Annotated in this window: 6 protein-coding genes and 2 pseudogenes; 6 read left to right on the forward strand and 2 right to left on the reverse strand. The window is 62.5% G+C overall.

Annotated features, from left to right (window positions below; all coding sequences use genetic code 11):
- Positions 1–925 precede the first annotated feature (925 nt).
- Entirely contained in the window at positions 926–4858 is a 3933-nt protein-coding gene (locus B5V46_RS13790; protein ID WP_080617134.1) for a glycosyltransferase, read from the forward strand.
- A complete protein-coding gene (locus tag B5V46_RS20740; protein WP_080617135.1) occupies positions 4855–6468 on the forward strand; it encodes a sulfotransferase in 1614 nt (537 codons plus the stop codon). Before B5V46_RS13790 ends, B5V46_RS20740 begins: the two co-directional genes overlap by 4 nt.
- 610 nt (positions 6469–7078) lie before the next feature.
- On the opposite strand, the gene B5V46_RS13800 is transcribed toward B5V46_RS20740, so the two are convergent.
- Both B5V46_RS13800 and B5V46_RS20550 read right to left on the reverse strand, forming a co-directional pair.
- Entirely contained in the window at positions 7079–8824 is a 1746-nt protein-coding gene (locus tag B5V46_RS13800) for an OFA family MFS transporter (RefSeq protein WP_080618067.1), read from the reverse strand.
- Between the two features lie 222 nt (positions 8825–9046).
- Positions 9047–9791: pseudogene (locus B5V46_RS20550) on the reverse strand (IS5/IS1182 family transposase).
- 449 nt (positions 9792–10240) lie between these two features.
- On the opposite strand from B5V46_RS20550, the pseudogene B5V46_RS13815 reads away from it, so the two are divergent.
- From B5V46_RS13815 to B5V46_RS13830, 4 genes and pseudogenes are all read left to right on the forward strand, one after another.
- Positions 10241–10965, forward strand: a pseudogene (locus tag B5V46_RS13815) (IS5 family transposase); the annotation flags it as partial.
- Between the two features lie 322 nt (positions 10966–11287).
- Positions 11288–11989 (forward strand): GAD-like domain-containing protein, encoded by a 702-nt coding sequence (locus B5V46_RS13820; RefSeq protein WP_080617137.1) that lies wholly within the window; start codon positions 11288–11290, stop codon positions 11987–11989.
- Between the two features lie 8 nt (positions 11990–11997).
- On the forward strand, positions 11998–12600 hold the full coding sequence (locus B5V46_RS13825; RefSeq protein WP_155774062.1) for a hypothetical protein: 603 nt from the start codon (positions 11998–12000) through the stop codon (positions 12598–12600).
- Between the two features lies 1 nt (position 12601).
- On the forward strand, positions 12602–14017 hold the full coding sequence (locus B5V46_RS13830) for a phospholipase effector Tle1 domain-containing protein (protein WP_080617139.1): 1416 nt from the start codon (positions 12602–12604) through the stop codon (positions 14015–14017).

Raw genomic sequence — 14017 nt, forward strand, 5'->3', positions numbered from 1 at the left:
GGGTTTCCATGCTCAGGCGTTGCGGCGGACAGGCCTGAGCGGTTCAGCAAGGCGTTGTCGTCCGACCAGTTCATCCTGCGGTCATGGGGGAGGCAGGCTTCGGCATGCGCCCCATCTAACCAGCGGGGTTCCAAGAATGAATGAAGCCCTCTCGCAGATAAGGACAACAAGCCCGGCTTCCACCACCGAAGCCGCGTCGAAACCAAGATGCACTGCATGAAACTGCCCGACCAGCTTTTCATGGCACGGGGCTTCCACCGCCAGGTCACCGACCTTCAGGTCTGCAGCGCCGGTATGTCAGTCCCGAATCCCCCGTAGGCTTATAAATCGTCACTCAGAGCAAGCGCGCAGCCGGTGTCATGGCATCTGCCCCATGCAGATGGCTTATCACGTCGTCCATGGCGGATAATTGCCTATTGGGGGACAGTTACGGCCATGCAAGTCCGCGAGATAACAAAAGGGCTCGGACCCCATCCGCGGACCATGATTTGACGAGGGCTCGTATTGCGGCTGGCTCTATGCCTGGCCCGCCCCCTTCGGACCGCGAAAACATGGGCAGAGCCTTGCCACGTTGGCTGCCCGTCCGATGCGCACCTGCCGAAGCTGTCCGGCATCGTGCGCCCGGATGAAAATCGTCGGGGGCCGAAAATCGGTCTCTCAGGGGAGATCGCCTCAGGCACAAGCTGGATCGAAGCAGGTCAGCCAAGGCCCATACCGCCAGCGCCGACACGGCCGGGGATGGCGTCTCAATGACGCAACGTCTTGAGTGCAAGGAATAAATTTGTGTACAGAGATACATTCCGAATATGCGACGAGACTGGCCCCAAGGGAGCTAGGATTTCCGCCACCAGAGGCAGCCTCGTATCCGCTTAACCCCGAATGCCATAAGGGACCTCAGGTTACAGTGTCAGAATTTCGCGATATAATGAGTGCCTCAATTTCAAAGCTACGCCATCTGTCGAACTCGCGCGAGCGAGGCAAGAAATGGATCGGCAATATTGACAGAATATTCGACGGCACACTCGAAGGCTGGATCAAGAACACCGGCAGCGATAGTCCGGTCCGCATCGATGTCATGCTGGATGGCACGCCGATTGCCACGGAAGTAACGGCCGACAGGCATCGGCAGGATGTCGAGGACGCCGGTATCGGCAGCGGCCGTTTCGGTTTCATTTGCCCTGTGCCCGCGGACCGGCCTGTTGAAGGCGCGCGCCTGGAGGTCAGGCTGGCCGCCACGCGGAAGGTCCTTCTGGAAAAGCTCGTGACGCCGCAGATGCTCCAGATCGAGCCCGCCACCATCCGGGAGGTTTCCCCGACAGACCATCCGAAACCGGCCCCGGTGGCAAAGTGCGAGGGTCGGCTGGAGAGCCTCACGGAAGACCGCCTGCGGGGATGGGCCTCCGATACGCTAAATCGGGGCCGGCTCTTCGAGGTGGAGGTGCTTGTCGACGGAGTGTTCCTGACCCGCATTCGGAACAACCGTCCGCGGAGCGACCTTGCAAGACATGGCAAGTCCAGGGGGCTGGGCGGTTTCGAGCTGAAGCTGTTCCTGTCCGAACTGGAACCGGGCCCGCACAGCGTGACGGTCGTTCTGCCGGACGGACAGGAATTGACAAAGACTGTCACCTCCACGGGAAGCACGAGACGCTATCCGCTGAATGTCGGGGCGACACAGGTCTCAATCTCCGAAACGGCGATCATCGTGCCGATCTACAACGCCGCGGAGGACGTCGAAACCTGCATCCGACGGCTAGTGGAGCACACCCCGCCGGAATTGGAAGTGGTGCTGATCGACGACGCCTCCCCCGATCCGCGTATCGCCGACATCCTTGCCGATGCCGCCGGCCTGCCCGGCTTCCGCGTTCTGCACAATGCGACCAACCTGGGCTTTACCCGGACGATAAACCGTGGCCTCGAAGAGATCGGCAAGAAGCATGCGATCCTGCTGAACAGTGACGCGCGGGTCACTCCCGGCTGGGCTCAGGGCATGCTGCGCGCGGCGGGGTCGCGACCGCGCGTTGCGACCGTCACGGCCATGTCCGACAGAGCCGGGGCCTTTTCCGCACCGAATATCGGCAATGACAACAAGCTGCCTGACGGGGTCGATGAAATCACCTATGCCCGGGCCTTCCGTCGTCGCTCGCTTGGCATCTATCCGGCCGTGCCCACGGGCAACGGCTTTTGCATGTTCGTCAACCGCGCGTGCATCGACGAGATCGGTCCGCTGGATGCCGAGGCTTTCCCGCGTGGGTACGGGGAAGAGAATGATTTCTGCATGCGCGCCGGACGTGCGGGATGGACGCATCTGATCGATGACAGGACCTATGTTTTCCACGATCGTTCGAAAAGTTTCGGCGAGACGAAGACCGATCTGCTGACCGCCGGACGACGCATCGTCGACGAGCGTTATCCTGAATACAAGCTTGCCATTCGCGTCTTCAGCGCCAGTTCGGACCTGATGATGGCGCGATACCGTGCCGCCCAGGCCCTCGCGGATTGCAGCCGCCCGGATGCCGGGCTTCCGGTCATCCTGTATGTCGTGGCCACCCAAACGGGCGGCACGCCGCAGACGAATATGGACCTCATGGCAGAGGTCTCGGACGAGATGGCGCCCTGGCTGTTGCATTGTGACAGCCGGAAGATGACGCTCAGCCGACTGGACGGTTCCAGGATGACGGTGGTCCGGTCGCACGAGCTGGCAGAGCCGGTCGACCCGCTCACCCATCGTTCCGGTGAATATGACGCCGTCTTGCACGACTGGCTGGACATCGCCAATCCGCGTGTCGTCCATATCCGCCACCTGGCCTGGCACAGCCTGTCCCTGCCTGCGCTGGCCAGGGCGCGGGGCAGCCGTGTGGTCTTCTCCTTCCACGACTTCTACACGCTCTGCCCAAGCGTCAAGCTGCTGGACGAGCGCAACGTGTTCTGCGGCGGCACCTGCACGAAAACCTCCGGGGATTGTGCAATCGAGCTGTGGGGCCCGGACTGCATGCCGCGGCTCAAGGGAATATGGGTCCATGTCTGGCGACAGCGCTTTGCCGAAGCCCTTCGGGACTGCGATGCTTATGTCACCACGTCCGAGAGCGCGCGCGATCTCATATTGCGGCACCTGCCGCTGGATCCTCACCGCTTCTTCGTCATCCCCCATGGCCGCAACTTCACCGAGATGGAGCAGTTGAGGGACCATCCTAGGCATGGCAAACCGGTCCGCATCCTGGTCCCCGGCAATATCAGCACCGCCAAGGGCAGAGACGTCATCAAGGCCCTGCTGGAGCATGACAGTGCCGGGCTTCTGGAGTTCCATATCCTCGGCAAGATTTCCGACCCGGAGGAACTCGCCCATCACCAGCGGCTGATCATGCACGGAACCTATAAGCGCAACGAATTCTCGCGGCGCGTCGCCAGCATCAGACCCCATATCGGGGCGGTGCTGTCCATCTGGGACGAGACATACTGCCATACACTGACCGAGCTCTGGTCGGCAGGGGTGCCGGCGATCGTCTTCGATTTTCCGACGGTCGCCACGCGCACGCGCAACAGCGGGGCGGGATGGGTTGTTCCCCATGGTGACATTCCCAGGCTTTACGAACGCCTTCTGGAGATCAGCTTTGACGAGGAAGAGCAGCGTCGCGCGGATATGGCGATCATGCGCTGGCAAAAAGGACATGGCGTCGGGCGTACGACCAAGGTCATGTCGGCGGCCTATCGGGAAGTCTATCGCAACGCGTCGGGGCAACATCTCGACCGTCCCGTGATCGCCGTCGTCTGCCCCGCCACGCCGGAACAGGACCGGGCCAACGCATCCACGGAAATCCGTATCTGGCAGCGCACGACCAACGGCGCCGGGCGCAAATGCGTGTTCGTGCGGATGACGCCGGATAGCCTTCTGGCCAATCTGCGCGACGGGATCGTTGACGGCGTCATCCTGCAAAGGGACGTCATTCCGGCGACGATGGTCGCGCCCCTCCTGAACGAGATGCGCAGATCCGGCATCTCTCATATCCTTGACATTGACGACGATCTGCTGGCGGTTCCCTCCGACAAGGATCCCACGGGGAAGTATGCCGCCTATCGGCCGGCACTCGAGGCCCTGATCGACTCTGCGGCCATGGTCACGACATCCACGGAACCGTTGCGGCGCAAGCTGATGGCACGGACCCCTCAGACATTGCTGATGCCGAACCGGATCAGCGAGCAACTATGGCGCGGCAGCATTCCGCCCCGGGAACAAGACGACACCGTGCGCGCGCTCTACATGGGAACGGCGACGCATCGCGAGGATTTCAATCTGATCGCCCCGGCGCTGGAGGCCTTGGTCGAGGCCGATCCCGGCTTTCGCGTCTCGATCATCGGCATCCAGGGCGATGCGCTTCCCCCATGGGCCGAACGGATCGCCGTGCCGGACAGCGAAAAGAGCTATGCCCGCTTCGTGCCCTGGCTGAAGAGCATCTCGGGCAGGTTCGATTTCGGCCTTGCGCCGCTGACCGATCATCCGTTCAACCTCTTCAAATCGAATCTCAAGGCACTCGACTACGGCGCCCTCGGATTGCCGGTCCTGGCCTCGGACATCCCGGTCTACCGATCGGTCCGTGGCCAGATACCGGGATTGCGGCTGGTCAGGTCCAGGCCGGAGTCATGGACGCGTGCGCTGACCGAAATGGTTGCCGAGGTCAGGGCCGACGCGATCGACCGCGCGGGCATTCGCGCGGCCACGATGGCCGGTTACGGAATGGCCTCTACCCTTGAGGAATTCGATGACCTGCTGCTCTCGATCGCCCGGCCGGGCGATATGGACCGCCTCGCCGCCCGCCCGGAGCCGGTCGATGACAATATCGAACATCTGAAAAGCATCGCATGAGCATTCGCAAACCGAATTTCCTGATCATCGGCGCGCAGAAGGCGGGCTCCTCCTGGATTTACGACGTCCTCCGGAAACACCAGAAGGTTTTCCTGCCCAAGCGTATCGAACTTCTGTTTTTCAACAAGGTTGGCTACCAGTCACCGTCGCGTATGGCGGCGTATCTTGAAAATTTCCGGGACGCGACGGAGCGCCATATTTGGGTCGGCGAGGAGACCGCGGGGTATTTCTGGAGCTCCAGGGCGCTGCACTACAAGAACCAGCCTCCGTTGGGCCACAACCCCGAGATCCCCAAATCCGTTGCCCGCGTTCTTGGGCGAGATCTGCGCCTGATCGTGTCGCTGCGCCACCCGGTTTCCCGTGCGATTTCGGCCTATGGCCACCACGGGGCCCGGGGGCGGATCAAGGGCCATGAATACCTGCGCGACACCGTCGGGCGCCTGGGCATCGGGGATATCGGTTTTTACGACAAGCACCTGGAAGCCTGGGAAGAAGAGTTCGATCCGGCCGCGATCGCCACCCTCATTTTCGAGGAAGAGATCGCCGCGCATCCCGAGGCCGGTCTCCATGCGCTGTGTAAATCGCTTGATATCGATCCCGACGGATTTCAGGATCTGTCGCTTAAGCCGTCGAATAAAGGTAAAGACCGCCAGTATCTGGAAGACCGGATCGATACCGGCGTAGACGGGTTGCAACCGGTGCGCCCGGGTGATGTCGAGCACCTGCTGGAACTCTACCGCCCCACCCTTGCCGCCCTGAAGGACCGTTTCGGGCCACGCCTGGACGCCTGGGACCGGGAAACCGCGGCTTTCGAAGAATTCGCCCGCAAGCATGTCCATCTTGCCGCCGTCCCTGCTCCCGCAACAATTTCAGCGCCCGCGGCCTTGGACATTCTGCACAAGCGGATGGGGTCCGCGGGCTTGGATATCGGCGCCAATGCCTTCCGTCTTGCACCGGGCAATCTGTCTTTCGAGCCGCCCGCGCGGGCCAGTGGCGCCTCGTTCCATGGCCGGTCAATTCTGGGCGCCTTTTCATATGCCGTTGACGGGCATGTCTATCAGACGAAGATCGGCCGCTACTGTTCCATCGCCCGGGGTGCAAATATCGGCCAGTTCAACCATCCGACGCATTGGCTGTCGACGAGCCCGTTCCAGTACGAGCGCGGGTTCCGCATCAACAGCGGCAGCGATTTCCCCTGGAAGGAGGAATACGACGCCGATGCGCCGACCCGGCAGGCCGAGCAGGCCGTTCGCAAGGCGGTGATCCGGAAAACCACCATCGGGAACGATGTCTGGATAGGGCACGGTGTCACCATCATCGCCGGTGTCACCATCGGCCATGGCGCGGTCATCGGGGCCGGAGCCGTTGTCACCCGCGATGTCGCCCCCTACAGCATCGTCGGCGGAGTACCCGCACGCCCGATCGGAACGCGGTTCGACGAGGGCACGGTGGCGCGCCTGCTGAAGGCCCGGTGGTGGGATTTTGCCCCCTGGCAGCTGCGGCATCTTGATTTCACGGACATAGACGCTGCCCTCGACGGGATCGAGGAAATGCGGCGGCAGGACGTTCCCGTCTATGCGCCGGGCATCAAAGCCGTGCCTGAAATCTAGATGTTCAGTCACGTCACCTGGCGGATCGGGGTGACGCTGAATTTGCCCGGCTCTGAAGTCCGGACTTTGCAGGGCCATTCTTAGGGTGTCAGACCGCTGAGAGTCTCTGGCCTGCGTGCGAAGTCGTCGGTCAGGAGGGAGCAGGCGACAGTCCGGCGGACTGTTGCCACCCACTGCTCGTTGTCGGCGAACCACACAAAGGACAGCCGACTGAAGCCCAGCATACCGGTGAAGGCTGAAGGCTTGTTCCGGCCGCGCCGGAGCGCCATCCAGTCAACCTTGCGCCTGCAGCCATCACTGCGACATCATCACAACCCGTAACGAGCGCCGGAGCTTAATGTCTCGCGCCGGCTCAACTTGCCCGGGCCGCGGCGCGGCCTGGAAGCCACGCCGTCCCCGGCAAGCCATACCAGACGAGGGGCCATTCTTGGGCGCCGATAGGGCGCGATGCTCGGCCCCGACCGACATTTCAGAACGGATTGCAACGACCGCCCGCGGCAAAGACAACCCCGTGCAGGATCGTCTGCTCGATGCGGTGCCGATCTCCCGCTTTTGCGTTGTATGCGCGGGGGCTCCGGGGCCTGCGTAAGCACGCCCCGGAGGAACGGATTTACTCGACGGGCACTGCGGCCAGTTCAGGTTCGTTGTGGTGATGGCGCGCGCGCACCGGCCGGATCGCGAGATTGGCGAAGAAGGCCACGACCAGCAGCGCCGCCATGCAGTACATCGTCGTGTTGTAAAGCCCCGGCGTCGGGTCGACGGTGCCAGGCGGCGCGATCTCCATCAGCTTGGCGATGGTCACGGTCTTGGCCTCCACCAGCTCCTGCAACTGCGCGATGGGCGCGCCGAAGGCCGCGAGGAAGGCCTCCGCGTCGACCTTCGCCGCCAGATCCTCGATGGCATTGCCCACCGACATCTGCCTGAGCGAGGTGATCGCCAGCGGTCCCAGCACCCCCGCCGTCGACCAGGCCGTCAGCAGCCGGCCGTGGATGCCGCCCACATGCATCGTGCCGAACATGTCGGCCAGATAGGCGGGGATCGTCGCAAAGCCTCCGCCATACATCGAGAAGATGATCATCGTGGCGATGTAGAACCCGGCAAGATACAGGATCGACGGGTTCGCCGACCCTGCCGTCGCGAAGAACGGGATCGACAGGTACAGCAGCGTGCCCAGCAGGAAGAAGGTCGCATAGGTGAGCTTGCGCCCGATATAGTCCGAGGCCGAGGCCCAGAAGAACCTTCCCAGCATGTTGAAGACCGAGATCATCAGCACGTAGGTCGAGGCGAAGGCGCCGGTCACGATCCAGGGCATCGTGGTGCCGTAAATGTCCGACATCATCGTCTTGGCGACCCCGATCACCCCGATCCCGGCCGTCACGTTGAAGCAGAGCATCACCCAGAGCTTCCAGAATTGCGGGGTCTTCAGCGCCTGGTCGATATGCACGTTCTTCTGGGTGATCATGCCCGAGCCCGCGGGCTTCGGCTGCCATCCGGCAGGCTTCCAGCCCTCGCGCGGGACGCGGTAGCTGAAGGCCGCGATGATCATCACGACAAGGTAGGCCAGCCCCAGCACGAGGAAGGTCGCGGCCGCGCCGGTATCGCCGGTGCCGACGACATAGACCCCGGCCTCGCCGCCGCCGGGCAGCTCCGCAGCCTGCGCCGCCGAGGCGATCACGACCTCTAGCCTGCCGCTGGCCGTTTCCGCGAAGAGGCGGCCGCCTTCGGTCACTGTCGTCACTGCCTCGCGCGGCCCCAGATAGGCGGGCGCCCGCTCGAAGAGATCGAGCAGCCAGCCCTTCAGCGGAGCCGCGATCATCGCGCCGCCGCCGAAACCCATGATCGCCATGCCCGTGGCCATGCCGCGCCGGTCCGGGAACCAGCGGATCAGCGTCGAGACCGGCGAGACATAGCCCAGCCCCAGCCCGCAGCCGCCGAGCACGCCATAGCCTAGATAGAGCAGCCAGAGCTGATGTGTCGCGATCCCCAGCGAGCCGACGATGAAACCGCCGCCCCACAGAAGCGCCGCGACCACGCCCACCATGCGCGGGCCCACCTGTTCAAGCCACTTGCCCGCAAAAGCCGCCGAGAGCCCGAGGAACACGATGGCCACCGAGAAGATCCAGACCACCGCGCCCAGCGACCAGTCCTCGGCCGCCGGCGCCACCACGCCCAGCTGCCGCGACAGCGCCGGATTGAAGACCGACCACGCGTAGACCGAGCCGATACAGAGGTGAATCGCGATGGATGCCGGCGGCACCAGCCACCTGTTGAAGCCCGCAGGCGCGACGATGTTATCCTTGTGCAGGATGCCACGCAGCCACCTATACGCGCCGGAGCCCTGGCCCCCGCCCGCCATATCCTTCGTCATTTTTGCTCCTCCCTTTATATGGGCCGGACTGACCGGGAACGCCCTCCCCGCGCTCGTCGGAAATCCGGCCGGCATGTCAGACCATGCCGAAGGAGCCTGCGAAGCGCGGTGGACGCTGTCAACTCGGACGAGTTGTCGGATGGAAAAGCCGCGGCGTAAAAGCCCGCCATTTCGGGCCGGCCGCAAATATCCCCCAGGTCCGGTCCGCTTTCACCTGAGCCAATCGAGTGCGGAGACGACGAAGACGAACCTCATGAAGCTTGAGAGGGGGAGTGCATCGCAAGGCGGTTCGGCGGAAGCGCTTGATCCACCGAGAAGGGTTCCCGGCTTTGTGGCGTTCAGCATGGAGGTCAGCATCAACGAGAGGCTCGATCGCGCGGGCCGGGCTGGTCTGGATCTGGGCCTTGCCCCCAAGGTCGTCTTCGATCTTCCCGCCCAAAGCCCCTGCGTCGCAGGCCGGATCGGCGATGACGCGGCAAACGCCCTCGTCCCCGCAGATCAGCACCATGGCCTGCAGGCAGTCGTCGCGCTGCCCGGCGGCCGGGATCAGCCGCGGCGGGAGCCCCGGCAGATCGGCTCCGGCATGGGACCTGGTCGTCAGACCGCCACGTGAACACCCGCTCCCGTGAGCAGAAGCCCCCCTTCTGACTGTCATACCCGCATGGGCCTTGCCAAATGGTGCTGTCGATGAGGATGTATTCGAGGTCGGGTTCCGCTCCCCTCTCATTGAAAAGGCACTCCCCCCACCATCGCCGGTCTGCCGACCCGCGCCTGTGCGGCCCTAAACTTGCCGAACGCGGATGACAGATCGCGCCAAGACGCGGCCGTCCACGCCAGCCACAGCCATGCATCCACAAACAAGCGATTATCAGCGCCGCTCGGGCAGCCCATCTCGTCCGGGCAGATCCCCCTTGATCCGCGCCCATTGCGAGTCGGTCGGCCTCCGTCTGCTCAAGAGCGCTTCCGTTTTCGATCTTGAACAAGACCTCACGGCAGATGGGAATCCCCTGAATGCAGACAGCGCCCAGAGTCAGGCCTCGCAACACATACATGACGGTCGCGGCCAGAGCGCAGGCCGAGAGAAACAGGAATACCGCAAGACCAGCCGACGGCGGCAATGGATATCCAGCCCGTCGCGGCTCTTGTCTATCCCGATGATCTGGCCATGCGATACATTGTCCATGCTCACCTCCTTCGGGTACGCGGGCCTGAGGGGGCGGCGAGAACTGTTCCAGAAAACGAAAGGAAGGCGGTGCCGACGGGCAAGGAAGCGTGCTCATGCCACAAGGCCCAGACAAGAAGTTCCCGGATACAGAAGGCGCAGGAGCTATTGATTTCAATCTCTTGGGAGAATCAGGCCCCGCGGGAGCGGGATCGAACCTATCCTGGCTTTCCGAAGCCCAGATGGAACGCCTGACGCCGCTCCTGCCCAAGAGCCATGCCCCCCTCGCGTCGATGACCTGCATCTACCGAGCGCAACAATATTAATCGATCTCAATGGCTTGCGGTGGTGCAGCGCGCCCGGAGAATACGGCCATGCGAAAACCCTATACAACCCTTAGGAGCATTGGAGCGACAATGGTGTCTTTGCCCGGATCATGACGACGCGGGCTCCGAAGAAGCCGAACACAAGACGATCATGATCGACGTCAGCAGGCGAACGCCCTGCATTCAAACACGCCTGCGCAGGTCTCTGAAAGCCAATCCTGCGACCTCGGGCCTACGGGTCAAAAATGGGGGCGAGAGCGTCAGATGGGACACCGGACAGGCAGCATGACCACCAGAGTGCACGCCGCCAGCGATACAAAAAACGCCAGCCGGTCCAGCTTTTCATGACGGCCGGACAGGTGAGCGATGACAAGGGCGCGGCGGCGCCTCCGGCGCAGCTGCCGAAGGCTGATTGGTTCGAGGAAGCCTTGAAAGACAAAGACATACGAACCTGCATCCCGGATCGAAAGAGACGAATGAAGATCGTCTGATATGACAGGCGTCGTTACAAACGGCGCAACCGCATCAAAATCATGTTCGGTCGCCTCAAGGACTGGCGCCGCCTCACCACGCGATACGACCGCTGCCCGGAGGCCTTCTTCTCTGCCATCCGGCTCGCCGCAGTCGTCATCTTCTGGATAGGATCAAGAAGGAGCCCCCCCTACCCTCAGCCCTCGCTCGGATCACCACCGTCATCTATTGGTCCGGAATCCTGTCCCGAGGTTGAATACTGTTCCGGCAGCAGATTTCTCGAAATGGGAAAGCAAAGCAGATACCAAATTTCACAACGCATTGTTCAGATTGACCTTCTGCCGGAAATTGCGAATGCGATTGCGCTTTGCGGGGTGCGGATGGCGACGTTCCGCCTGTTTCCCCTTTGAATTCAGTCGAGCACAAACCGAGCTTTGAGCGCTGCTCATGTCCATGTTAAGCGAATGCCATTGATGGGTTCAGGGGTGTTTCATGACGGGAACCGATTTTGATGCCGAGATAGACGCGGTTCTCGGTCCTGCACCCGACGATTTCATACCGGTTCCGGACGCCGTGATACGGCGATGGACCGGCCGACTGCCGAATGCCCTGATCCGGATCTGGACCACACGCGGTTTCGCGTCTCTGGCCGGAGGGCGGCTGCATCTGGCAGACCCGGCGCGTCTCGCGGGGCTCATGTCCCACATCTTCGAGACCGATCCCGACCTGGGTGGCAGCACCCATGCCATCGCTTACGGAGATCTCGGCGAGCTTGTGCTCTGGTCGGAACGCCATGGTTACGGTTTTCTCATGCCGACACTGGCCGCACTCGAGATGCCGAACCTGACGGGGTCGGAGACCATGCCGCCGGATCAGCAATTCATCGAATACGTCCTCCGGTTGCCGCCAGAGCTCATCGAGGCCTTCGACCCCGAACAGCAGATGGTCCACGCTCGCCTCGTCGAAAGGCTCGGCCCGTTGCCTCTGGGCATGATCTACGGCACGACGCCTGTGCCGCCCCCGGCCGGGGGAACGCCGGTCGAGCATTACGTGGTGGCCGAGGTCGAGGACTGGCTGGAGGCGGTCTACACCGAGATGCGGGTCAGCCTTGTCGACTGGTCGCGCACATCCCCTCAGATCAGGTTCATCGGGGACGGCCTCCCCGGACAGCCGAAAGGAAACGGTTCGAAATGACAGTGCCCATGTCCCTGCTCCTTGCCATTGCCAACTGCGCGTGGCTGTTTTTTCCCTTGTCAGGCCAAGCCGGTACGGGTCAGGCTCTCAGCCTCTCATTCAATGCATATGTCGCTTCTCCAGCAGTACTTACGCATTTTTCGATCGAACAGCCGCTCGCTCCCGTCCCTGCCCAGATCGTTTCGGGAAGCGCCGATATCGTCTTTCCGCGCTTGACTGGGGCCGCCGTGCTGAGCACGCCAAACGATGTCAATCGCGATGGCAAGTGGAGAATCTCTGCGCAATGGGTAGATCTGATTTCCGAAAAGGCGTGGCGCGCCAGCGTCGATGTCCCGGTTAAAGCGCTGGACCAAAGCTATTCCCTATACACCCTCCTCGTCATTTTCGGCCCGAACGGAGAACTGCTTGTCGGCTCAGATAAAATCAGTCGGGACCCCTCCGACCGGGTCGATGTCGCCCGCACCTGCGGAATTCGTGTTCCCGAAGCGGACCGGGACTGGAAAAGCAGGACAGGCTATTTCCCCGAGCTTCCGCGCGTGATGACATACCGGCAGGAGAACATCGGCAAGGCCAGTGTAACGACGGCATGCCCACCTCCCGGGGACCACTGAAATGGACCTCTCTGTCATAGGAAAGTTGGCGGACGCAGTCGCCAGCACAATCAGCTCTGGCGGCGTGGGTAATATTTCTCAGTCCTGTCCCAAAGTGATCCTGGAACTTGGCGTCTTCTTCGACGGGACACTCAACAACCGCTACAACGTGATCGCACAAAGCCGCGAAGACGCAAGTTATCAGAACGCGCTTTCCAATCCAGCACTGTTATATGATCGCTACAAGAACGGTCCTGTCCACGACGAGCCAAAGTCTGAGAGCGGGAATGCGCGGTCGTTTCGGGCGATTTATGTGGAGGGGCCGGGATCGACCCGCGGCGAAGAAGACGACATGACCGGATACGCATTTGGACAGGGTCGGAAAAGTGGCGTCGAGACACGGGTCCTGTGGGGATTCAAGCAAGTCCGGCAACAAATTGGCCTGATGGGCGGCCCGCCGGCGCTGGAGAAGGTGGTGATCGACGTCTTCGGCTTCAGCCGGGGTGCCGCCGCCGCGCGGCACTTCGTCAACAGCATTCGCGCCGGTCGCGCGGTCTATGACCCATGGGGGATCGGGGATTACGAGGAAACGCTGCCCAGGGGGCTGACGGTCGAGCTGCGTTTCGTCGGCATCTTCGATACGGTGGCCGCGATCGGCACGGCGACGGATGACGACAACGATCCGCTGAACATCCACCTTCGCAGCGATCAGGTCACCCACCGCATCTATCACCTCACCGCAGGGGACGAATATCGCAGGAACTTCCGCCTGAACCGGAACCTGCCCGGCGGCGGGGACAGTTTCGAATTGCCCGGCGCCCATTCTGACGTGGGCGGCGGCTACCGGGATCCGGGTGATCTGGCCCCGCTGGAAAGCACCCGGCGCAGAATGTTCTCCTCACGCGAAGAGGCCGAGGCGGCGCGCAGTGCCGAATTGCCCGACGATTTCGCCGAGCTGCGACAGATCTTCGTCCGCGAAGGCTGGATTTCCCCGGATGAAACCGAAGGCGGTGTTGTCCGTGACCTCTCGCCCATCGAGGAAAGCGTCGTGGTCGTGCGGTACGGGCTCGAGACCTTCAGGCGCCACCTGTTTTCCTATGACGAGAGGATCTTTCTCGACCGCCCATGGGTGCAGCTTGGCCTGTCGCGCATCGCGCTTCACATGATGCACGAAGCCGCGGCAGATCATGTCGAGGGCGCCCTCCTGGATCTGCCGACCGAGAACGAGGATTACCGCATTCCCGAAGCCCTGGGACCCTATGAGGCAAGGATCCGGAGCGGCAGCCTGACCGGCCAGGAGCGGGCCTTCGTGCTGCGAAACTTCGGCCATGTCTCGATGAAGGGAGGGGCTTCCCTGAGCGGGGAACGGCTAGGCCATGCCCCCGAAGAGGATCACGTCCGTATCGAGTATCCGAACCGCCCGGGGCTGGCCGTCTGA

The organism is Rhodovulum sp. MB263 (genome assembly GCF_002073975.1).
In the GTDB taxonomy this organism is placed as follows: domain Bacteria; phylum Pseudomonadota; class Alphaproteobacteria; order Rhodobacterales; family Rhodobacteraceae; genus Rhodovulum.